This is a genomic window from Pseudomonas sp. LH21 (assembly GCF_036549575.1).
Classification (GTDB): Bacteria; Pseudomonadota; Gammaproteobacteria; order Pseudomonadales; family Pseudomonadaceae; genus Aquipseudomonas; species Aquipseudomonas peradeniyensis.
The window spans coordinates 2215353-2238328 of the sequence record NZ_CP144367.1; the positions used below are offsets into that span (position 1 = coordinate 2215353).

Consider the following 22976-nt stretch of genomic DNA (forward strand, 5'->3'; position numbering starts at 1 on the left):
CGGTGTAACCCCGGCGGCCGATGCAACGAACTAACCCACAGGATGTGCTCAGCGCACGCGAGTCACAGCTGCAGGCCCTGCTGTTGCTTGGGCTGGCCGGTGACGCCGGGGCCTATCGCGAATTCCTCGCGGCACTGGCGGTGCACCTGCGCGGCTTTTTGCGTCGGCGCCTGGCGCAGCGGCCGGCCGAGGTCGAGGACTTGCTGCAGGAGGTGCTGCTGGCGGTGCACAATGCCCGTCACACCTACCAGGCGCAGCAACCGTTGACCGCATGGGTGCAGGCGATCGCCCGCTACAAGCTGGCCGACCACTGGCGCGGCCAGGCCCGGCGCGAGGCGCGCCATGAGCCGCTGGAGGACGACAGCGAGCTGTTCGCCTGTGGCGAAGAAGAGCCGGCCCAGGCCAGCCGGGACCTGAACAAGCTGCTCGGGCAGTTGCCCGACCGCCAGCGCCTGCCCATCGTCCACGTCAAGCTGGAAGGGCTGTCGGTGGAGGAAACCGCGCGTATCACCGGGCTGTCCAGTTCGGCGGTGAAGGTGGGCATACACCGGGGGCTCAAGGCCCTGGGAAGGTTGATTCGAGGTAAAGACGACCATGAAGACCGATGAGCTGATCAGCCTTCTGGCGAGCGCCGCAGAGCCGGTGGATCGTCATGCGCTGGCGCGACGCCTGCTGCTGGCGCTATTGGCTGGCATGCTGGGCGCGTTGCTGATGACCCTGGCCATCTACGGCGTGCGCAGCGATCTGGCCGAGGTGGCGCGCACGCCGTTGTTCTGGGCCAAGCTGGCCTTGCCCACCAGCCTGGGCCTGCTGGCCCTGTGGCTGACCCAGCGCCTGGCCAGGCCAGGTGTGCGCGGTGGCGCGCTGTGGGGGGGGCTCGGCCTGCCGCTGCTGCTGGTATGGCTGGGGGCAGCCGTCAGCCTGGCCGGCGCGCCAGTGGAAGCCCGCGCCGACCTGATCTTCGGCCGCACCTGGCGCACCTGCGCGTTGAACATCACCCTGCTCTCGGCACCCGTGTTCACCGCCGTGTTCTGGGCCCTGCGCGGTCTGGCGCCGACCCGGCTGCGCCAGGCCGGCGCAGCCGGCGGGTTGCTCGCCGGCTCCACCGCGACCCTCGTGTACTGCCTGCACTGCCCGGAAATGGCGGTGCCGTTCTGGGGGCTGTGGTACCTGCTGGGAATGTTGTTGCCGACCGTAATCGGGGCGTTGGCAGGGCCTCGACTGCTGCGTTGGTGATCGGGTGCGGGTTTGCGGTGCTGCGCAGCCCTTTCGCGGCACAAGGCCGCTCCTACAGGGCAACGTGTGAAGCCTTCAGGCTGTCGTGACCAGAGGCAATGTCACCTGCAGTGCCAGCCCGCCTTCGCTCCGGCGCTGCGCGATGATGCGGCCGCCATGGGCCTCGCAGATGGCCTGGGCGATCGACAGGCCCAGGCCGCCGCCGCCGCTGACCCGCGCCCGCGACTGCTCCGCGCGCCAGAAGCGCACGAACATGTTGCCCAGGTCCTTCTGCTCGACCGCTTGCCCACGATCAAGGAATTCCAACTGCACGCAGTCTTTGGCCTGGCGCACGGCGACGCTGAGCTCGCGGCCGTCGGAGGCATATTTCAGGGCATTCTCGATCAGGATATTGATCAGCTGGCCGACCCGCGCCGGGTCGGCCTCGATCACCACGTCATCGGTCAGCGCCGTGTGCAACTGCATCCCGGCGGCCTCGAACTGCGGCGCGAACCAGGCCAGGCGCTCCTCGACCAGCCTGGCCGGGGAGAACAGGCTGATGTGCAGGGGCAGCTGCCCGGCATGGGCCAGGGACAGCAGGTGCAGGTCGCCCACCAGGGTGTTGAGGTTGTACAGCTGGTTCTGCACCAGGCGCAATTGCTCGGGGCTCAGCGGGAACACCTCGTCGAGCATGCCCTGCACCCGGCCCAGGGCGGCATTGAGCGGGGTGCGCAGTTCATGGGCCAGGTTGGAGCTCGACTCGGCCACTTCGCTTTCGTACAGCGCCAGGCGTTCGACCAGTTTGTTGAAGTCGGTGCACAGGCGCTGCATTTCCTTGGGCTGGCGCGGGTGCTGGCTGACCCGCACGCTGAGGTCGCCCTCGGCCACCCGCCGTGCCCCTACGGCGATCTGGCGGAACTGTCGGGACAGCGGCCTGGACAGGTACAGGCCGACCATCAGGGTGAACGGGATGACCACGATGACGAAACCGTACAGCACCAGCCAGTCGATGCTGTTGCCGGGACCCGGAAGGAAGTCGTGGATGTCGTAGTAGGTCTGCAGCAACTGCCACAGCCTGGACTCGTTGCGCGGCACATCGGCCAGGCCGGCCAGCATCGCGGCGCGGTCCTCGGGCCGCATCGACTGCAGCACCAGGAAGTCGCTGATCCAGAAGTACAGGTACATGCACACGGTGATGGTGATCACCGCGCCGACGGCGAGCAGGGTCATTCTCAGGCCGACCCACAGCCACAGCGGACGCTTGCTCATGGTGGTCAGCGGAACCGGTAGCCAACGGAGCGCACGGTCACCAGCACGCCGCTGACGCCCAGGGCTGCGAGCTTGCGCCGCAGGTTGAGCACGTGGGTGTCGATGATACGCACCAGCGCATCGCTCTCGGGCATGCACAATTCGAGCAGTTCCTCGCGGCTGAAGGCCTTGCTCGGAGTGCGCAGCAGCGCGGCGAGCAGGAGCAGTTCCGAGCGGGTCAGGTCGAGCACCTGTTCCTCGCCATCGCCGGCCCGCACCCCGGCCACGAAACGCTCGGCATCGACCCAGACGCCCAGGCATTCCAGGCGCTGGCGACTGTCGGCCGATGCGCCGTAGCGACGCAGCACCGCGTGTACCCGGGCCACCACCTCCTTGGGGTTGCAGGGCTTGACCACATAGTCGTCGGCGCCGTAGCGCAGGGCGCCGATCTTGTCCGGCTCGTCGCCGATGGCGGTGACCATGATCACCGGGGTGTCGGCGCCGCGGCGGATCTCGGTCAGCAGCTCCGGCCCGGACATTTTTGGCAGCATCATGTCCAGCAGCACGATCGCCGGCGTGCGCTGGCGGAACAGGGCCAGCCCGCGGGCGCCGTCCTCGGCGATGTCCACCTCGAAGCCATCGCGCTTCAGGTAGGCTTCCAGAATGCTTGCACTATCGGCGTCGTCCTCGACGATCAATACGCGCTTGGCGATCATGGGTTGCCTCGTGGGTCGCGCAGCCCGGCCAGTACCTCGGCGGCGGTGGTGACATGACCGAAGTGGTGTTTCCACAGGTCGATGCCCAACTGCCCGGAGCGGTCCAGCGAAGAGCCCATGGTCAGGTCGGTAACCAGCGTTGGCGTCAGGCCCGCATCGAACAGGGCGAAGCCTGCGGCCAGCACGCAGGTTTCGGTCTGCAGGCCGCACACGAGGACGCGTTCGACGCCCAGGCGCTTGATGTAGTCCAGTGTCTCGGCGGTCTGGCCATAGCCATGCTTGACGAACACCTTGTCCGCCTCGACCAGGGCCACGTCCTCAGCGGCCGGGTGCCAGCCGAGCTGGCGCTGGAACGGGGTCACCTGCTCGTCGTGCAGCTCGATCGAGGCGATGGTGGGGATGTGCGCCGACAACACGCGGATGCCATCCACCAGTTTCTCGGAGGGGCTGAAGGTGGATTGCACATCGACGATGAGCAGGACTTGCTGCATGGCGGATTCCCGGACGCGGTTCGAAGGTGGGCGAGTATACCGCCGCGCGCGGGAGTTTTGCGCCAAGGGGCCGGCACCGGCATCGCCGGTGCCATGCATTGCGTTGCCTGCATCGCGGGGCAAGCCCGCTCCCACGCAGTCCTTTTCTCGCTTGCTAGGCCGCCAACCGCCCGCTGGCAATCGCCTCCGAGGCCGCCAGCATCGCCCGCAGCAGCACCGCGCAACCGGCCGCGAGGTCCTCGGGGGCGGCGTTCTCGATTTCGTTGTGGCTGATCCCGCCCTCGCAGGGCACGAAGATCATCCCGGCAGGGCCCAGCTCAGCGAGGAAGATCGCGTCGTGTCCGGCGCCGCTGACAATATCCATGTGCGCCAGGCCCAGGTTGCGCGCCGAGTCGCGCACCGCCTCGACGCAGCCCTTGTCGAAGTACAGGGCCGGGAAGTCGGCAGTGGGCACCAGTTCGTAGCTCAATCCGTGCTTGGCGGTAGTGGCCTCGATAACCTGGCGCACCTCGGCGATCATCGCGTCCAGCTGCTGGCCTTCGAGGTGACGGAAATCCAGGGTCATGCGCACTTCGCCGGGGATCACGTTGCGTGAGCCGGGATAGGCCTGCAGGCAGCCGACCGTGCCGCAGGCGTGGGGCTGGTGGGCGAGGGCGGTGCGGTTGACCGCCTCGACCACGGCGGCGGCGCCGACCAGGGCGTCCTTGCGCAGGTGCATGGGGGTGGGGCCGGCGTGGGCCTCGACACCGCGCAGGGTCAGGTCGAACCACTTCTGGCCGAGGGCACCGAGCACCACGCCGATGGTCTTGCGCTGGTCCTCGAGGATCGGGCCCTGTTCGATGTGCGCCTCGAAGTAGGCGCCCACCGGGTGGCCGGTCACGATGCGGCTGCCGGCGTAGCCGATGGCATTCAGTGCCTCGCCGACGCTCACGCCCTGGGCGTCGCGCTTGGCCAGGGTCTCCTCGAGGGTGAACTTGCTGGCGAACACCCCCGAGCCCATCATGCAGGGGGCGAAGCGCGAGCCTTCCTCGTTGGTCCACACCACCACCTCCAGCGGCGCCTCGGTCTCCACGCCCAGGTCGTTGAGGGTGCGGATCACCTCCAGCCCGGCCATTACGCCGAAGCAACCGTCGAACTTGCCGCCGGTGGGCTGGGTGTCGATATGGCTGCCGGTCATCACCGGTGGCAGCTTGGCGTTGCGCCCGGGGCGGCGGGCGAAGATGTTGCCGACCGCATCGATGCTCACCGTGCAGCCGGCCGCTTCGCACCACTGCACGAACAGGTCGCGGGCCTGGCGGTCGAGGTCGGTCAGCGCCAGGCGGCAGACGCCGCCCTTGGCCGTGGCGCCGAGGCGGGCGAGGTCCATCAGGGACTGCCACAGGCGGGCGCTGTCGATGTGGTGCTTGCTCGATTGCAGAACTTCCTTGGCGAGGGTGGTCATGGGTGTCTCCTCAGGCTGTTTTATTCTTCGGCCCTGTTCGCCGGCAAGTCGGCTCTCATGGCACTGCACATCACTTATCGATTAAGCAGGGACCTGTGGGAGCGGCTTTAGCCGCGAACACCGGCCAAGTCGGTGCCATCCACCGCGTCGCTTGCTTCGCGGCTGAAGCCGCTCCCACAGGGAGCATCACGGCAAAGGTTTCGCCAGCCGCGCCGGCCCGCGCACCGCGAGGCCGCCGAGGGCGTAGTAGAGCCCGCCGCCAAGCAGCGAGCCGGTGAACCAGCCATAGTCGTAGAACCAGCTGAAACTACTGTTGCCGATGGCCATCACGGTCAGCGCCACCGGCACGCCGAAGGCGACGAACCCGGCCCAGTTCCAGGCTGGGTACACGTCGTCGCGGTACAGCCCGGCCAGGTCCAGGTGCTGGCGGCGCACCAGGAAGTAGTCCACCACCATGATCCCGGCGATCGGCCCGAGCAGGCTGGAGTAGCCCAGCAGCCAGTTGGAGTAGACGCTCTCCAGGCTCAGGTCGGAGACGATCCAGCCAAGCTTCTTGAGCAGCTCGTGACCCATCAGCGCCAGGCCGATGAAGCCGGTCAGCCAGACCGCGCGGCTGCGCCCGATCAGGCGCGGGGCGATGTTCTGGAAGTCGTTGGTGGGCGAGACGATGTTGGCCGCGGTGTTGGTCGACAGCGTGGCGATGATGATCAGCGCCATGGCCAGGGCCACCCAGCCGGGGCTCTGGATATGGCCGATCAGGCTCACCGGGTCGGACACCGTCTGGCCCACCAGCGAGGCGGAGGCGGCGGTCATGATCACGCCTAGCGAAGCGAACAGGAACATGGTCAGCGGCAGGCCGAAGATCTGCCCGAGGATCTGGTCCTTCTGGCTCTTGGCGTAACGGCTGAAATCGGGGATGTTCAGCGACAGCGTGGCCCAGAAGCCGACCATGGCGGTAAGCCCGGCGCAGAAGTAGCCGACCACGCTGGCGCCCTCGGGGCGCTTGGGTGGCTGCGCCAGCAGCTCGCTCATCGACATGTGCGGCAGCGCCCAGAACAGCAGGCCGACTCCGACCGCCACCAGCAGCGGCGCCGACAGCGTCTCCAGCCATTTGATCGATTCGGCGCCGCGCAGTACCACCCACAGGTTCAGCGACCAGAACAGCATGAAACCGATCACCTCGCCGGTGCCGCCCAGTGCCTTCCACTCGGGGAACAGCGAACCGAGGAACAGGTGGATGGCCAGCCCGCCGAACATCGTCTGGATACCGAACCAGCCGCAGGCCACCACGGCGCGGATCAGGCACGGCACGTTGGAGCCGAACACGCCGAACGAGGCGCGCAGCAGCACCGGGAAGGGAATGCCGTACTTGGTGCCGGGGAAGGCGTTGAGGGTCAGCGGAATCAGCACGATGAGGTTGGCCAGCAGGATCGCCAGCAGCGCCTCGCCCACGCTCAGGCCGAAGTAGGCGGTGAGCACGCCGCCGAGGGTGTAGGTGGGCACGCAGATGGACATGCCCACCCACAGCGCGGTGATGTGCCACTTGTTCCAGGTGCGCTGGTGCACCTTGGTCGGGGCGATGTCGTGGTTGTAGCGGGGGCTGTCGAGGACGTCGCTGCCGGCGTCGAGCTCGAACAGGCCATGCTGCTCGACCACTTGCGATCTGCTCTGTTGCATGGGGTTCTCCAGGTCTTTTTTCTTGTAGTTGTCGCTCATCGGGCTGACGCGATGGCCGGAGTACACACACCAGCAGTACTGCACCTCCGGCCCGGCCAGGCGGTTGTGGCCTGCGTTTTCAACAAACGTGCCGGGAAAGCCCGCGCCTTCCCGGCGGCCGCCGCCGACCGGAGGTAACTCACTGTCTTGCAAAGGCATTCTTCAGCACGACGACGAGGGTGGGGTGGGCACCCTGGTACGCCGTCCGTCTGGCCGGTCCATCACCCGCGTGGTTCAAACGGGTGCAACCTGGAAAACCACCGGCGCGGCCTGCGCCATCCAGCCAGGAAACAAACAGCTGATTTTGCATAGGAAATCTTGACCAATTTGGCTTCCTGTCAAGTGCGTCAAAATGGTGAAGGGGTGTCACATTTTGGTGATTTCGATAAATTATCGTTAATAATCAACAAGATACGAAATAAGACATTTGCATAGATTTTTTCTTGATCAATATCCGATCAGATACTAGCCTCGATTCTTGTCAGGCCTGACAGGATTGAGCGAATCGCCTCCAGCGCCCGGCCCGAAACAATTCCAAGAACCGGCCAGAAGACCGGTCAGCCTGCGAGGAAAACGGCATGTCCCTGTTGATCCGTGGCGCCACCGTGGTTACCCATGAAGAGAGTTACCGTGCAGATGTCCTGTGTGTCGATGGCCTGATCCGCGCCATTGGCAGCCACCTCGAAACCCCCACCGATTGCGAAGTTCTCGACGGTTCTGGCCAGTACCTGATGCCCGGTGGCATCGATCCGCACACCCACATGCAGCTGCCGTTCATGGGCACGGTGGCCAGCGAGGACTTCTTCAGCGGTACCGCCGCGGGCCTGGCCGGGGGGACCACCTCGATCATCGACTTCGTCATTCCCAACCCACAGCAATCACTGCTCGAGGCGTTCCACACCTGGCGCGGCTGGGCGCAGAAGAGCGCCAGCGACTATGGCTTTCATGTCGCCATCACCTGGTGGAGCGAGCAGGTGGCCGAGGAGATGGGCGAGCTGGTGGCCAAGCATGGGGTGAACAGCTTCAAGCACTTCATGGCCTACAAGAACGCGATCATGGCCGCAGACGACACCCTGGTGGCCAGCTTCGAACGCTGCCTGCAACTGGGCGCGGTGCCGACGGTGCACGCCGAGAACGGCGAGCTGGTGTATCACCTGCAGAAAAAACTGCTGGCCCAGGGCCTGACCGGGCCCGAGGCGCATCCGCTGTCGCGCCCCTCGCAGGTCGAGGGCGAGGCCGCCAGCCGCGCCATCCGCATCGCCGAGACCCTCGGCACGCCGCTGTACCTGGTGCATGTCTCCAGCCGCGAGGCGCTGGACGAAATCACCTATGCCCGGGCCAAGGGCCAGCCGGTATACGGCGAAGTGCTGCCGGGCCACCTGCTGCTCGACGACAGCGTCTACCGCGACCCGGACTGGGCCACCGCCGCCGGCTACGTGATGAGCCCGCCGTTCCGTCCGCGCGAACACCAGGAGGCGCTGTGGCGCGGCCTGCAGTCGGGCAACCTGCACACCACCGCCACCGACCACTGCTGCTTCTGCGCCGAGCAGAAGGCCATGGGCCGTGACGACTTCAGCCGCATTCCCAACGGCACCGCCGGCATCGAGGACCGCATGGCGGTGCTGTGGGATGCCGGGGTGAACAGCGGGCGCCTGTCGATCCACGAGTTCGTCGCGCTGACCTCCACCAACACCGCGAAGATCTTCAACCTGTTCCCGCGCAAGGGCGCGATCCGCGTCGGCGCCGACGCCGACCTGGTGCTGTGGGACCCGCAGGGCACGCGCACGATCAGCGCCCAGACCCATCACCAGCGGGTCGACTTCAACATCTTCGAAGGCCGCACCGTGCGCGGCATCCCCAGCCACACCATCAGCCAGGGCAAGGTGCTCTGGGCCGATGGCGACCTGCGCGCCGAACCGGGCGCGGGGCGCTACGTGGAGCGGCCGGCGTATCCGTCGGTGTACGAGGTGCTGGAACGCCGGGCCGAGCACCAGCGGCCGACACCGGTTCAGCGCTGAGGCCTTTCGCGGCACAAGGCCGCTCCTACAGCAGAACGCGATCCCCTGTAGGAGCGGCCTTGTGCCGCGAAAGGGGCGCAAAGCGCCCCCTGATAACAACACAGACACATGCTCCTGTTGACTGCCATCCCTCAGAACGGACAGGCGAGTGACCGCCGCCTGAGCCCATAAAAAAGCGAGAGGCTACAACCGTGATCGACGCCCTGAACCACTTGCCGCGCCCCCGGGCCGGCGCCGACCAGCTGGCCGAGGCCTTCAGCGACCTCGCGCCCCCGCTCACCGCCCGCCAGGCCGCCGTCGAAAGCGCGCGCTGCCTGTACTGCTACGACGCGCCCTGCGTCAATGCCTGCCCCAGCGAAATCGACATCCCCTCGTTCATCCACCGCATCAGCGACGAGAACCTGCAGGGCGCCGCCGAACGCATCCTCTCGGCCAACATCCTCGGCGGCAGCTGCGCCCGGGTGTGCCCGACCGAGATCCTCTGCCAGCAGGCCTGCGTGCGCAACAACGCCCAGGAATGCGCGCCGGTGCTGATCGGCCAGCTGCAGCGCTACGCCCTGGACCACGCCGGCTTTACCGAGCATCCGTTCCAGCGCTCGCCGGCCAGCGGAAAGCGCATCGCCGTGGTCGGTGCCGGCCCCGCCGGGCTGTCTTGCGCGCACCGCCTGGCCATGCACGGCCATGACGTGGTGATCTTCGAGGCGCGGGAGAAAGCCGGTGGCCTCAATGAGTACGGCATCGCCCGCTACAAGCTGGTGGACGACTACGCCCAGCGCGAAGTGGAGTTCCTGCTGGGCATCGGCGGTATCGAGATCCGCCATGGCCAGCGCCTGGGCGCCAACCTGTCGCTGGGCGAGCTGCATGCCCAGTACGACGCGGTGTTCCTCGGCCTGGGCCTGGCTGCCGTGCGCCAGCTGGGCCTGCCGGACGAAGACGCGCCAGGCATGCTCGCCGCCACCGAGTACATCCGCGAGCTGCGCCAGGCCGACGACCTCACCCAGCTGCCGCTGGCCGACCGCTGCCTGGTGCTCGGCGCCGGCAACACCGCCATCGACATGGCCGTGCAGATGAGTTGCCTGGGTGCCCGCGACGTCAACCTGGTGTACCGCCGTGGCGTGTCCGACATGGGCGCCACCGGCCATGAGCAGGAGATTGCCAAGCACAACCAGGTGCGCCTGCACACCTGGGCCCGGCCCGATGCCGTGCTGCTGGATGATGCCGGGCGTGTGCGCGGCATGCGTTTCGTACGCACCCAGCTGGTCGACGGACGCCTGGGCGATACCGGCGAGACCTTCGAACTTGCCGCCGACGCGATCTTCAAGGCCATCGGCCAACGCTTCGACGACGCAAGCCTGGCTGACCCGCTGGCGGCGCAACTGGCCCGCGACGGCGAGCGCATCCAGGTGGATGCGCACATGCAGACCTCGGTCCCCGGCATCTACGCCGGCGGCGACTGCACCGCGCTGGGCCAGGACCTCACCGTCCAGGCCGTGCAACATGGCAAGCTGGCCGCCGAAGCCATCCATGCCCAACTCATGCTCAACGTGGAGGCTGCGTAAATGGCCGACCTGTCCATCGAATTCGCCGGCATCAAGGCACCCAATCCGTTCTGGCTGGCCTCCGCGCCACCCACCGACAAAGCCTACAACGTGGTCCGCGCCTTCGAGGCCGGGTGGGGCGGGGTGGTGTGGAAGACCCTGGGCGAGGATCCGGCGGCGGTCAACGTGTCGTCGCGCTACTCGGCGCACTTCGGCGCCAACCGCCAGGTGCAGGGCATCAACAACATCGAGCTGATCACCGACCGCTCGCTGGAGATCAACCTGCGCGAGATCACCCAGGTCAAGAAGGACTGGCCCGACCGCGCGCTGATCGTGTCGCTGATGGTGCCGTGTATCGAGGAGTCCTGGAAGTTCATCCTGCCGTTGGTGGAGGCCACCGGCGCCGACGGCATCGAACTCAACTTCGGTTGCCCCCACGGCATGCCCGAGCGCGGCATGGGCGCCGCCGTCGGCCAGGTGCCGGAGTACGTGGAGATGGTCACCCGCTGGTGCAAGACCCACTGCGCGCTGCCGGTGATCGTCAAGCTCACCCCCAACATCACCGACATCCGCCAGTCGGCGCGCGCCGCGCACCGGGGTGGGGCGGATGCGGTGTCCTTGATCAACACCATCAACTCGATCACCAGCGTCGACCTCGACCGCATGGTCGCCCACCCCATCGTCGGCGACCAGAGCACCCATGGCGGCTACTGTGGGTCGGCAGTCAAGCCGATCGCCCTGAACATGGTCGCGGAAATCGCCCGTGATCCCGAGACCCAAGGCCTGCCGATCTGCGGCATCGGCGGTATCGGCACCTGGCGCGACGCCGCCGAGTTCATCGCCCTGGGCAGCGGCGCGGTGCAGGTGTGCACGGCGGCGATGCTGCATGGCTTTCGCATCGTCGACGACATGAAGGACGGCCTGGCGCGCTGGATGGACCAGCACGGCCACCGCAACCTCGAGGCGTTTCGCGGCCAGGCCGTGGGGCACACCACCGACTGGAAGTACCTGGACATCAACTACCAGTCGGTGGCGCACATCGACCAGGACGCCTGCATCGGCTGCGGGCGCTGCCACATCGCCTGCGAGGACACCTCGCACCAGGCCATCGCCAGCACCCTGAAGGCCGACGGCACCCACGCCTACAGCGTGATCGAAGCCGAGTGCGTCGGTTGCAACCTGTGCCAGATCACCTGCCCGGTGGAGGGCTGCATCGACATGCAGGCGCAGGACACCGGCAAGCCGTACATGAACTGGACGCAGGATCCGCGTAATCCCTATCGCGAGGCGGGTTGAGGTCGGTGGGACGCAGACCTCACGCAGGTCTCTAGTGGGAGCGGGCTTGCCCCGCGATAGCGTTGGACGCAGGTCGAACGCTATCGCGGGGCAAGCCCGCTCCCACGAAGTTTTCGTCTACCCGCTCAGACCGCCGCGCAAGGTCTGCTCGATCACCTCGACGAACGCCCGCACCAGTGGGCTGCGCTCGTGCCTGCGGGTCAGCACCAGCAGCGGCGCGCAGGCGCCGGGCTCGGCCAGCGGCAGGTAGGACACGCCACGCCTGACCAAGGTCCGGGTGCACTGCGGTACCACCGCGACACCACGACCCGCGGCAACCAGGGCGATGATCGAGGTGATCTGCCGACCGCTTGGCGCCGGGCGCGGCGTCAGCCCGTGGCGGCGGTACAGGCCGAGGATGATTTCGTTCAAGCCCGAGCCGTAGTCCGGGGGGAAGGTGATCAGCGGCAGTTCGCCGAGCTCGGCCAGGCTGACCTGCAACTGCTGGGCGAGGGGGCTGTCGCTGGGAACGGCCGCGACCAGCGGCTCGTTGTCCACGCAGATGGCCTGGACCTGAGGATCGTCACCTGATGGGCGCATGCGGCTCATGCCGATATCCAGGCGGCCTTCGATCAGTTGCGTGCACTGAGTGCTGGAAGCACCTTCCTCCACATTCAGCTGCACATCCGGGTACTTCGAGCAGAACGCCTGGATGGTATGGCTGAAGGTGTCCGACAGGGCGATCGAACTGGCATAGCCGACCGTCAGTTGGCCGGCCGAACCCGCCGCCAGCTTGCTGGTGATCGCCGTGGTCAGGTCGACCTGTTCGAGCACGCCGCGGGCGTAGGGCAGCAGGTGACGGCCCGCGGTGGTAAGGCTGACGTTGCGCGTGCTGCGGTCGAACAGGCGAAACCCGAGCTCCGTCTCCAGTGCCGATATCTGTCGGGTCAGCGGCGGCTGGGCCATGTGCAGGCGCGCTGCCGCTCGGCCGAAGTGCAATTCCTCGCTGACCACCAGGAAACAGCGCAGACGGCGCAAATCCATCATGTTCTTCCTTGAGTATCAATCGGTCGGGAATAGGTATTGGATCCAAAGTTCGTCCTACCTTATAAACCTGTAACAATTTTTTACGAGTGTTTGTATGCGTTTTCCCGCCGATTTCCCCCGAATTGCCCTATTTCTTGGCGGATGTGCCGCATTTCTCAACCTCTATTCCACCCAGGGCCTGCTCACGGAACTGACCCGGGCCTTTCCGGTAACGCTGCGCCAGGCCAGTTGGAGCATTACCGTGACCATCCTTGCCGTGGCCTTGACCGCGCCTTTTGTCGGCTGGCTGACGGCGCGCGGCGAGCAGCACCGGGTTATCGCCGGGGCGGCGCTGTTGCTGGCGCTGCCTGCATTGTTGGCGGCGTGGGCGGGCAGCTATGGCGAATTCCTGCTGTGGCGTTCGGTGCAGGGGCTGTTCATTCCGATGGTGTTCGCCACCAGCGTGGCCTACATCGGCGTGCGCTGGCAGGGCGGTGCTGTGACCGAAATGACCAGCGTCTATGTTGCCGGCACGATCTTCGGCGGTTTCTGCGGGCGTTTTCTCACCGGACTGGTCACCGAGCTTGCTGACTGGCGCGTGGCATTGACGGTCCAGGCGGGGCTCAGCCTGGCGGTCGCGCTGGGCATCGCGCTGCTGTTGCCGCGCAACCCGCCCGCAGCCAGGCGCGAGCCGCTGGCGCTTGGCGAGCTCGCCAGCAGGCCGTTGCTGGGGGCCTATGCCGTGGGGTTCTGCGTCTTGTTTGCCCAGGTCGCGACCTTCACCTACGTCGGCCTGCACCTGAGCGAGGCCCCGTTTGCCCTGGGCACCGCCGCGCTGGGTGCCATCTACGCCGTGTTCCTGCTGGCGCTGGTGGTGGTGCCGCTGGCCGGACGCCTGAGCAAGGCGCGGCCCCATGCCGACCTGGTGCGGGTGGCCGGTTACCTGGGCATCGCCGGCTCGGCGCTGACCCTGTCCCCGTCGCTGTGGTTGATCGTGCTGGGCCTGGCGCTCAGCTCCACCGGCGTGTTTCTCGCCCAGGCCGCTGCCAATGCCTTCATCACCGCCCAGGCACCCCGGCAGAAATCTGCCGCGGTCGGTCTGTACCTGAGCTGCTACTACCTGGGTGGCAGCTTCGGCGCCTTCGTGCCCGGCGGGCTTTGGGAACGCTGGGGGTGGGGTGGCTGCGTCGCCCTGATCGTGGTGTTCCAGCTGCTGCCGCTGCTGATCGCGCGGGGCAGCTGGCGGGTGGCGCCGGTCCGTGGGCCGGCGGTCCAGCCATTGCAATGAATCGTTTCCTCAACGCGCTACATCATCATCCAACAAGGAAAAGAGTGAGATGACCGTGAGTAACTTGCCGACCGTGCACAGCCAGTTGCTGAATGTGATTGAACCGGTGTTGCAGGAGATGCCTGCCGGCGTGCTGAAACAGGCGCTATGGGATGAGTTCCGCAACCAGGAGGCCGCGCTGGTCGACATCGAGCAGGCGTTCCAGGTGCTGACCTCGCGCCGCCATGGCGCCGCGGCGTTGCGCAAGTTCTTCGCCAGCTGGTCGAAGACCAACAACTCGGCCGCCAGCGTCTCCGGGTTGGCCAATCGCCTGACCCTGCTGGCGCGTTCCGAGCAGGGCAGCGCCGCGGCGCAGCAGATCTACCAGGTGTGTGGCAGCCTGCAGCGGATCACCGACGAGGACCTGGGGGCGCTGGGCAACACCTTGCATGCCGACCTGTTCTACAACATGGCCACGCCCCTTTGCGGCGACGACCAGTGGTTGCTCAAGGAAAACTGCCTGCCATCCGCGCAGGCGTTCAAGGACTGGACCGATGCCCGCCGCCTGCGTGATCGCGACCTGCTCCAGGGCCTGCTGACCACGCTGGTGCATGAGGTCTACACCCACGGTGAAGTGGAGTACATCCATCCGCTGTACACCCGCTGGTTCGAGCGCGACATGGGCGTCCCGCCCGAGCAGGTGCGCAAGACCGTAGCCTGGGTCACCGTGCACACCGGGGGGACCGAGAGCAATCATTTCGCCCACGCGGTCGAGGCGGTCGAGGCCTTCGTCAAGGCCATGGGCATCGCGGTGGACAGGACCACGGCCCGCGAAGTCTTTGCCCAGTACCTGCAGCGCAAGGCCGAGGTGATGCGCGACTGCGCCGCCTGCCTGATCTGACCGGCTGAATCCCGCATGAAAGTCGCCTGCCATGTTCCCCGACATGGCAGCGCTTTCGCGCGCCTTGCAAACCGCCTGCGCGGGCAAGGCGAGGAGTATCAATAACGACTGAATCGGTATTGGCATCGGCCACCGACTCCTCAGCAGAATCATAGTGGAACCTAGCCCTGGTGCCTGGTCACTTTCTGACTCATGCAAGTACGCAAGGAACGCCCCATGCAGCTGATCGTCTTCTGTCCCCCCAAGATCATTCTCCAGCACAGCGCGCAAAGCTGGGCCGACGCGCTAGGGCCGGGAGGCATGCTGCTGAGCTGCAACTCCCGCGCCCAGGAAATCACCGCGCACCTTGGCGAACAAGTGGCGTACCGGTTGTTCGACTATTTCAACGACAACGCGCTGGTCGAGGTGGATGTCCATGACATGGCCCGCGAGATGCGTGATCCGCTGTGCGTGGCACTGGCCGAAATCGACGTGCTGCGGGCGGCGCGCATCAATGACCGGCTGGGTGTCAGCCAGGGCGCCGAGGGGCGCGCGATGTTCTATCGCGACAAGTTCTTCATGAAGCAGCGGGCCCGCGACCGTGGTTTCGCCGTCGCCGACATGGCGCCGCTGACCCACGCCACCGGGGCGATCCAGTTCAGTGAGCAGCACGGCTTCCCGGTGGTGGTCAAACCGCGCGATGGGCGTGGCTCGAACGGCGTGGAAGTGCTCAGGGACCTGCCGCAGCTGCGCCAGTGGCTGGCCGCGCGCGGCGCCACCACCTTCCACAACCTGATGATCGAGCGCTACGTGCGGGGCAGCCACTACATCGTCAACGGCCTGTACATCGACGGCAAGCCGATCCTGGTGTCGCCGGTGCGGGTGATGACCTCGGCGCTGGATTTTCTCGGCGGCAAGGCCCACGACCTGCACATGCTCGATGCCAGCAATCCGATGCGCGACAAGCTGGTGCGCTATGCCCGCGCGCTGGTCGAGGACGTGCTGCCTTCCGAGCCGACCCTGCTGTTCCACCTCGAACTGTTCGTCACCGACGCGGGCGAGATCGTCCTGTGCGAAATCGCCTCGCGGTTGGGCGGGGTGTTCTTCAACCAGGAGATCAGCCATGCCTGGGGCCTGGATCCGCGCATGAGCTTCCTGCGCGCGCTGCGCGATCCCGAGTATCGTCCGGCGGCCATGATCGAGCCGCGGCAGATGGTCGGGCACATCAGCATTCCACCGCGGGTCGGCCTGTTGCGCGAGGTGCCGAGCGACTGCCCGTTGGACGGCGTGCTGGAGTACCGCATCTCGGCGAGCAGGATGACCGCCTACCGGTCGATGGAGTTCACCAACTCGGAAATCCTCAACGCCATCGTCGCCGGGCGCAACGAGCGTGAACTGCAATTGCGCCTTGGCGAAGTCGAGCGCTGGTTCCACGAAAGCTGCGACTGGGCGGGTAACGAAGCGGCCGTCGTCTAGCCGCTGATCCGTCCCGTTCCTCCATCACTTTTGCTGACCGTGCCGCCAGTCGGGACGGTCATGCCTGCAGACAGGTGACGATGCCATGAAACCTTTGATCGAGAGCCTTATCCCCATTCCGGTCGCGGCCCTGGGCGCCTGGCTGGGATTTCTCACCGGGCTGCCGCTCGGTGAACTGATCGGCGCCATCTGCGCGGTCACGGCGCTGAGCAAGTGGGGCGTGCGCATGCGCATGCCGTTTCCGTTCGTGGCCACCGTGCAGTTGCTGCTCGGCATCAGCGTCGGCTCCACGGTCACCGCCTCGATGATGCACGAGCTCACCGACGTCAGCATCCTGCTCGGGCTGCTGGTGTGCATGACCACGCAGATCCTGGTGGGCTACAACTGGCTGCGACGCATGGAGAAGTGGGGCCATATCGAAAGCCTGCTCAGTGCGATTCCCGGCGCCATGGCGGCGGTGATGACGGTGTCGGGAGAAGAGGGGCCGGCCTCCGGACGCATCGCCTTCGTGCATATCGTGCGCCTGCTCGCGCTGTTGCTGGTGGTCACCCTGATCGCCGGTGGCCATGGCGACAGCGCGGCGCATGCGGCGGGAACCCTGGGCGACTACCTGCGCATCGTGCCGGTCGCGCTCGTCGCGGTGGTTGCCGGCTACCTGCTGGAGCGTCTGGATGTGCCCGCGCCCTACATGCTGACCGGGCTGGTGTGCGCCGCCGCGGTGAACATCGGCATGCCCCAGTTCAACCTGCATGTACCCGACCCGGTGGCGATGGTGGCGTTGATCCTGCTGGGCGGCTTGATCGGCATCCGCCTGCGCGACATCACCTTGGGGGACGTGCTGCGATACGTGCGTGCGGGTCTGGTGGTGACCACGCTGACGTTCTGCACCACCTTGCTGGTGGCCGCGCTTGCCGCCCAGCTCACCGGCAAGCCCTTCCTCGCACTGTTCATGTCCTGGGTACCGGGCGGTGTCGAGGTCATGACCGCGGCAGCCCTGTTGCTCAAGCTCGACCCTGCCTTCGTCATGCTCAACCACGTGGTGCGCATGTCGATTATTCATATCTCGCCGGCGTTCCTGCCCAAGCGGCTACTCCAGCCCGAGCCGGCTGCCGACTCACCGCGCAACTGAACCTTCGATCACAAGGACTCGATCTCGATGACCGCTGCAATCGCCATTCATGATCCGACCCTGCGCGACGGCAACCATGCCGTCTCCCATTCGTTGAGCCTGGAAGATATCGCCGCCTATTGCCGTGCAGTCGACGGCTGCGGCCTGAGCGTGGTCGAGGTGGGCCACGGCAACGGCCTGGGGGCATCGTCCCTGCAACTGGGCCTGGCCCGCCACGCCGACACCGAGATGCTCGAGACCGCGCGCGCCAACCTCAGTCGCACGCGCCTGGGCATCCATATGATTCCAGGCTTCGCCAGGCTCGATGATATCGATACCGCGTTGCGGATCGGTGTCGAGGTGTTGCGCATCGCCTCCCATTGCACCGAGGCGAGCGTGACCGAAAGCTATATCGAGCATGCCCGCGCCAACGGCGCCTATGTGCATGGCGTGCTGATGATGTGCCACATGGCCAGCCCCGAGCGGTTGCTCGAGGAGGCGACCAAACAGCAGGGCTATGGCGCCAACGCCATCGTGCTGATGGACTCGGCGGGCCACCTCGATCCGGACAGCACCCGTGAGCGCATTGCCTTGCTCAGCAGCGAACTGTCGATTCCGCTGGGCTTCCATGGCCACAACAACCTGGGCCTGGCCATCGCCAACTCACTGGCCGCGGTCCAGGCCGGGGCGACCATCGTCGACGGCTGCATGCGCGGCTTCGGCGCCGGCGCCGGCAACACCCAGTTGGAGACCCTGTGCGCCGTGCTGGAGCGCTACCGCTTCGCCACCGGCGTGGACATCTTCGCCCTGTGCCGCGCCATCGAGCAGCTGGAGAGCATCGCCCCGGTCAGCACGCCCACGGTCGTCAAGACCGCCAACCTGATCAGCGGTCTGTATGGCGTGTGCAGCGGTTTCGAGAAACATGTCGCGCGCGCCGCCAGCGAGTTCGGCGTCGAACCACGGCGAATCTACGAAGCCCTGGCCCAGTGCAATGCGGTGGCCGGCCAGGAAGATCTGATCATCTCGGTGGCCAGCCGCCTTTCCCAACCTTCTGTTGCCTGACCCTGGAGTGCGTTCATGTCCCTGAAAACCGCCATTATCGGCAGCGGCAACATCGGTTGCGACATCCTGTGCAAGGTCCTGGCCCACCCTGACCTGGACTGCACGCTGGTCGCCGGACGTTCCCCGCACTCCGCGGGCCTGGCCTTCGCCCGGGAGCGCGGGGTCGCCACCACCGCCGATGGCATCGAAGGCTTGTTCGCCCGGATCGGCGAGTTCGACCTGGTGTTCGACGCCACCTCGGCCGCCGACCATGAGCGCCACGCACCACGCCTGATCGAGGCCGGCAAGCTGATCATCAACCTCACCCCGGCGGCCCTGGGCCAACTGTGCGTGCCTTCGCTCAACGGCCTGGATCTGACCGGGGCGAGCAACGTCAACATGATCACCTGTGGGGGGCAGGCCTCGATTCCGCTGGCCGCCGCCATCGCCCGGGCCAACCCGGCGGTGCGCTACATCGAGGTGGTGTCGTCGATCAGCGCCGAAAGCGCAGGCCCCGCCACCCGCCGCAACCTGAGCAACTACATCACCACCACCGAACAGGCGCTGCGGCGCTTCACCGGCTGCGCTCAGGTCAAGGCGATCCTCAACATCAACCCGGCCAAGCCCAATGTCTACATGCAGACGGCGGTCTCGGCACTGATCGCCCAGGCCGACCTGGCCGCTACCCGTCGCGAGGTGGAGCGGGCCGTGGCGCTGGTGCGCGAGGCCGTGCCGGGCTACGAGGTGATCGTCGACCTGCACTACAGCGAAGGTCGCCTGTTCACCATGGTGCGGGTCGAGGGAGCGGGGGACTACCTCGATCCAAGTGCCGGCAATCTCGACATCATCACCGCGACGGCCACCCACATGGCCGCGCTCATGGCGCGTGGCCGCATGGCCGTGCGCGCCGCCTGAAACGGACCTCTGGAGAATCCTGCATGCCTACGCTTTCAGCAGACCTGGAATTCGCGCGATTCTGTCCGATCCTCGGGGTGGCGCAGAAGGTCAGGGAGGCGCCGCAGCCGGTCATCGACCTGGGTGTCGGCGTGCCCGGGTTCCTGCCGGCACCCCATATCCTCGAGGCGGCAGTGCGGGCGGCCCACGAGGACACCGGCGGCTATGGCGCCAGCCGTGGCGACCCGGCATTGCTCAAGGCCTACCTGGGCTACCTGCGGCGCCTTGGCCACGCGCATTTCGACGAACGCAACCTGGTCGCCGGCCTCGGCGCCAAGCACCTGCTGTTCAGCGTGCTGCGGGCGATTATCCGCCCGGGTGACAAGCTGCTGGTGTCGACCCCGTGCTGGCCGACCTACTTCGATATCGCCGATCTGGTCGGGGCGGGGGTCGTCGATGTGCGCTGCACCGCGCAGAGCGGCTACAAGATGTCCCCCCAGGCCCTGGAACAGGCGCTCGACGAACAGGTGCGGGTGGTGCTGCTCAATTCCCCCGGCAACCCTACGGGTGCCGTGTACTCGGCCGAGGAACTCCAGGGGCTGGCGCAAGTGCTGCGCAATCATGACGTCTGGATCATTTGCGATGACGTCTACCAGCGCTTCGTCTACGACATGGACAGCTGTCCCGACCTGCTGACGGTGGCGCCGGATCTGGCCGGGCGCATCATCAAGATCGACAGCGTCTCCAAGCTCTATGGCATGCCGGGGTGGCGGGTCGGCTTGCTGGCGGCGGACCGGCGGATCGCCGACGCGGTCACCACGCTCAACTCCAACTCGATCTCCAACCTGCCGGCCCCCGCGGCGGCGGCGGCGACGGCGGCGCTGGAGGGTGACCAGGCGTTCTCCATCGCTGCCCGGCAGCGTCTTGCCGGGCAGCGCCAGGCCTTGCTCGAAGTGCTGCGCGGTGCGCCGTTGCTGCGCTTCTGCGAGCCTGCCGGAGCGTTCTACCTGTTCCTCGATATCGGCCAGGCGCTGGGCCGGTCGTTCCGCGGGCAGGTGATCGGTGATGACGAGTCGTTCTGCGACGTACTGCTCAGGGACTTCGGCGTTGCCCTGATCCCCGGCAGTTTCTTCGGCGCGGCGGGGCATGCCCGGCTGTCGTATTCCGGCGAAGCCGGCAAGGTCCTGGCCGGTGCCGAGCGCATCAAGGCCTTCCTGGGCGAGCTCGCCTGAGGCTGGAACGCAATCCGTGGACAGGGAAGCATTACTGGAGAGGGACGCACGTTGATGAAAAACACCTTTGCAATCGTCGGCTGCGGCGCGACGGCCATCGCCTTCCTGCAACGCCATCTGGACCGCGTGGCCGCCGGCAGCGCGCCGGCAGGCGTCATCCACCTGTTCGAGAAGCGGGATGATTTCGGACGCGGTGCGGCCTACGAGGCCGACCTGGAGAGCAACCTGCTCAACACCAGGACCGGCCTTATCACGCCATACCCGCATCTGCCCGGGCATTTCCTGCAGTGGTTGCAGCAGAGCCCGCAGGCCTGGCGCCGCGCCTACCCCGATTTTCGTCCCGAGGCGGACGGATTCGCGCCTCGGGCCCTGTTCGGTATCTACCTGCAGCACCAGCTCAAGCAGATCGTGCTGCGCGGCGCGACCCTGGGTTGCCAGCTGGTGCAATTGCAGGCGGAGGTCTGCGCGATCGACCTGATCGATGGCGTGGAAACCCTGCGCACCCGCTGTGGCCTCAGCCTGCCGACCGGCAAGGTCGTGCTGTGCTGTGGCCCGCTGGGCAAGAAGCCGGAGCCGTCCGGCGACCCGCGGGTGCTGGATACGCCGTATCCGGTTTCCCGCCTGCTGCGCGTGGTGGCGCCCCACGAGCGGGTGGCGGTGGTCGGCGCACGGCTGAGCGCCATCGACACCGTCATAGCCCTGATCGAACGAGGGCATCGAGGCCCCATCCGCATGCATTCGCGCAGTGGTTACTTTCCCGTGGTGCGGGGGACCCAGGAGCCGGTTACGTTGCGCTACCTGACCCGCGAGGGCCTTCATGCGCTGGTGGCGCAGAACGGCCGTCTGCAGATCAGCGACCTGGTCGGCCTGTTCCGCAAGGAGCTGGCTTTCCAGGAGCCGGGCAAGGCCAGCGCGGTGATCCCCATGCCCGCGCCGCCGGCCGACATCGCCGGTTTCATCGAGGCTGAACTCGAGCATGCCCGCTCAGCGCGGACCTGGCAGGCGATCCTCTATGCCACCAACGGGTTTGTCGAGGATATCTGGCAGGCACTGGACGATGCCGCGCAGGCGCGCTTCCTGCGCGAGTACTTCAGTTTCTTCATGGCCTATCGGGTCTCCATCCCGGCGCAGAATGCGCGCAAGATCCTCAGCTACCTGCGCAGTGGCCAGCTGGAGTTCGTCGCCGGTCCGTTCGCCGCACCGCAGCGGGGCGGCGATGGGCTGGTCCTGCAGGGCAGCGGCTGGCGCCATGTCTACGACCGGCTGATCCATGCCATCGGCTCTCCGCGCGACGCCGACCTGCTCGACTCGCCGTTGCTCGCCACGCTGCTGGAAAACGGCACGGTCACCCGTCACCCGCAGGGGGGGATCTGCATCGACCCGACGAGCTATCGCGTGCAGGGGCGGACCGGCAGCACCCGGCAGATCCATGCGGTGGGCGAGCTGACGGTGGGCCAGTTCTTCTTCACCTCCGCGTTGGACATCAATGGTCGCCATGCCGCCAGCTGCGCCGATGGGCTCGACTGGAAGCAGGGCGTGCGCGCGGTCGGGCGTGTGGAGGAGCATGTCTGAGCTATCGTTGCCGGGGCACCTTTGACCGGCAACTTCACAGGATGAACCATGACCTACCGATTCGAACGCATTCTGTTGACCAACGACGATGGCATCGACGCGCCTGGCCTGGCCGTGCTGGAACAGGTGGCGGCCAGGCTGGCCAGGGAGGTGTGGGTAGTGGCGCCGCACCGCGACCAGAGCGGCACCTCCCATTCGTTGAGCCTGCATGCCCCGCTGCGGGTCAGCAGCCATGGCGAGCGGCGCTTCGCCGTCACCGGCACGCCGGGTGACTGCGTGGCGCTGGCGCTGGGGCATCTGCTCAAGGACGCCAGGCCTGACCTTGTGTTATCCGGTATCAACCGTGGGGCGAACCTGGGCACTGAAACCGTATTCTCCGGAACGGTCGGCGCGGCGATGACCGGGCTGCTGCTGGGGGTACGCTCGATCGCCCTGAGCCAGGCCTACAGCGACCGCGACGCGGTGCCCTGGGACATCGGCCTGAACCTGGCGCCCGAGGTGATTCTCGGCGTGCTGGATATGCCGTGGCCGGCCGATGCCTGCCTCAACGTCAACTTCCCTGATTGTGCCCTGGAGGCGGTCCGGCCGTTGAAGGTGACGCGCCAGGGGGTCGGGCCGTTGAACAGCGTCTCGGTGCGTACCGAGGTCGACCCGCGACACTTCGAGTACCACTGGTTGCAGCTGAACAATCACCGCACCGAGGATGAGCCCGGCAGCGAAATGGCGGAGCTGGCACGAGGTCACGTGACAGTGACGCCGCTGCAGTTCGAGCGCACCCATGGCGCTGTGGAACAAGCCATGTCTGATTGATTGGCCGGGGCT

At 66.7% G+C, this 22976-nt stretch carries 20 protein-coding genes; 14 read left to right on the top strand and 6 right to left on the bottom strand.

Going from position 1 to position 22976, the window contains the following annotated elements; genetic code table 11:
• Positions 1–20 precede the first annotated feature (20 nt).
• Together VUG52_RS10245 and VUG52_RS10250 are read left to right on the top strand one after the other, a co-directional pair.
• Entirely contained in the window at positions 21–608 is a 588-nt protein-coding gene (locus VUG52_RS10245; RefSeq protein WP_110738064.1) for a sigma-70 family RNA polymerase sigma factor, read from the top strand.
• Positions 595–1236, top strand: coding sequence for a DUF1109 domain-containing protein (locus VUG52_RS10250; protein ID WP_262952345.1), 642 nt, complete (start codon positions 595–597; stop codon positions 1234–1236). Before VUG52_RS10245 ends, VUG52_RS10250 begins: the two co-directional genes overlap by 14 nt.
• A 75-nt stretch (positions 1237–1311) precedes the next feature.
• On the opposite strand, the gene VUG52_RS10255 is transcribed toward VUG52_RS10250, so the two are convergent.
• The 5 genes from VUG52_RS10255 to VUG52_RS10275 all read right to left on the bottom strand — a co-directional run bounded on the left by VUG52_RS10255 (position 1312) and on the right by VUG52_RS10275 (position 6788).
• Entirely contained in the window at positions 1312–2484 is a 1173-nt protein-coding gene (locus VUG52_RS10255; RefSeq protein WP_331832814.1) for an ATP-binding protein, read from the bottom strand.
• A gap of 5 nt (positions 2485–2489) precedes the next feature.
• Entirely contained in the window at positions 2490–3179 is a 690-nt protein-coding gene (locus VUG52_RS10260) for a response regulator transcription factor (protein ID WP_050706388.1), read from the bottom strand.
• The gene (locus VUG52_RS10265) at positions 3176–3670 is read right to left on the bottom strand and encodes an isochorismatase family protein (protein ID WP_050706389.1); all 495 of its coding nucleotides are present in this window, start codon (positions 3668–3670) and stop codon (positions 3176–3178) included. The genes VUG52_RS10260 and VUG52_RS10265 overlap by 4 nt, the downstream gene beginning before the upstream one ends.
• A gap of 154 nt (positions 3671–3824) precedes the next feature.
• Positions 3825–5111 (bottom strand): Zn-dependent hydrolase, encoded by a 1287-nt coding sequence (locus VUG52_RS10270; protein ID WP_262974456.1) that lies wholly within the window; start codon positions 5109–5111, stop codon positions 3825–3827.
• A gap of 186 nt (positions 5112–5297) precedes the next feature.
• Positions 5298–6788, bottom strand: a complete 1491-nt coding sequence (locus VUG52_RS10275; protein ID WP_050706415.1) for an NCS1 family nucleobase:cation symporter-1 — start codon at positions 6786–6788, stop codon at positions 5298–5300.
• Between the two features lie 617 nt (positions 6789–7405).
• Here VUG52_RS10275 and hydA point away from each other — a divergent pair.
• From hydA to preA, 3 genes are all read left to right on the top strand, one after another.
• Positions 7406–8845 carry a dihydropyrimidinase gene (gene hydA, locus VUG52_RS10280; RefSeq protein WP_028692552.1) on the top strand — a complete coding sequence of 480 codons (1440 nt, stop codon included), beginning with the start codon at positions 7406–7408 and terminating at the stop codon, positions 8843–8845.
• A gap of 191 nt (positions 8846–9036) precedes the next feature.
• Entirely contained in the window at positions 9037–10404 is a 1368-nt protein-coding gene (locus VUG52_RS10285) for an NAD(P)-dependent oxidoreductase (protein ID WP_050706392.1), read from the top strand.
• Positions 10405–11679 carry an NAD-dependent dihydropyrimidine dehydrogenase subunit PreA gene (gene preA / locus VUG52_RS10290; RefSeq protein WP_050706393.1) on the top strand — a complete coding sequence of 425 codons (1275 nt, stop codon included), beginning with the start codon at positions 10405–10407 and terminating at the stop codon, positions 11677–11679.
• Positions 11680–11796: 117 nt separating this feature from the next.
• Here preA and VUG52_RS10295 read toward each other — a convergent pair whose 3' ends face one another.
• Positions 11797–12705: a LysR family transcriptional regulator gene (locus VUG52_RS10295; RefSeq protein ID WP_050706394.1), complete on the bottom strand. Its 909-nt coding sequence runs from the start codon at positions 12703–12705 to the stop codon at positions 11797–11799.
• A 94-nt stretch (positions 12706–12799) separates the two neighbouring features.
• On the opposite strand from VUG52_RS10295, the gene VUG52_RS10300 reads away from it, so the two are divergent.
• The 9 genes from VUG52_RS10300 (at position 12800) to surE (ending at position 22964) form a co-directional block, all read left to right on the top strand.
• Positions 12800–13972, top strand: coding sequence for an MFS transporter (locus tag VUG52_RS10300; RefSeq protein ID WP_050706395.1), 1173 nt, complete (start codon positions 12800–12802; stop codon positions 13970–13972).
• A 49-nt stretch (positions 13973–14021) separates the two neighbouring features.
• Positions 14022–14852, top strand: coding sequence for a hypothetical protein (locus VUG52_RS10305; RefSeq protein ID WP_050706396.1), 831 nt, complete (start codon positions 14022–14024; stop codon positions 14850–14852).
• A gap of 216 nt (positions 14853–15068) precedes the next feature.
• On the top strand, positions 15069–16307 hold the full coding sequence (locus VUG52_RS10310) for an ATP-grasp domain-containing protein (RefSeq protein ID WP_050706397.1): 1239 nt from the start codon (positions 15069–15071) through the stop codon (positions 16305–16307).
• 85 nt (positions 16308–16392) lie between these two features.
• Positions 16393–17436: an AbrB family transcriptional regulator gene (locus VUG52_RS10315; RefSeq protein WP_050706398.1), complete on the top strand. Its 1044-nt coding sequence runs from the start codon at positions 16393–16395 to the stop codon at positions 17434–17436.
• A 27-nt stretch (positions 17437–17463) separates the two neighbouring features.
• The gene (gene dmpG / locus VUG52_RS10320; protein ID WP_050706399.1) at positions 17464–18477 is read left to right on the top strand and encodes a 4-hydroxy-2-oxovalerate aldolase; all 1014 of its coding nucleotides are present in this window, start codon (positions 17464–17466) and stop codon (positions 18475–18477) included.
• 15 nt (positions 18478–18492) lie between these two features.
• Complete coding sequence (locus tag VUG52_RS10325) at positions 18493–19371, top strand: acetaldehyde dehydrogenase (acetylating) (RefSeq protein ID WP_050706400.1); 879 nt, start codon at positions 18493–18495, stop codon at positions 19369–19371.
• Between the two features lie 23 nt (positions 19372–19394).
• Positions 19395–20582 (top strand): pyridoxal phosphate-dependent aminotransferase, encoded by a 1188-nt coding sequence (locus VUG52_RS10330; RefSeq protein WP_331832820.1) that lies wholly within the window; start codon positions 19395–19397, stop codon positions 20580–20582.
• Positions 20583–20636: 54 nt separating this feature from the next.
• Positions 20637–22154 (top strand): FAD/NAD(P)-binding protein, encoded by a 1518-nt coding sequence (locus tag VUG52_RS10335; RefSeq protein WP_331832821.1) that lies wholly within the window; start codon positions 20637–20639, stop codon positions 22152–22154.
• A gap of 48 nt (positions 22155–22202) precedes the next feature.
• The gene (gene surE, locus VUG52_RS10340; protein ID WP_262952337.1) at positions 22203–22964 is read left to right on the top strand and encodes a 5'/3'-nucleotidase SurE; all 762 of its coding nucleotides are present in this window, start codon (positions 22203–22205) and stop codon (positions 22962–22964) included.
• Positions 22965–22976 lie beyond the last annotated feature (12 nt).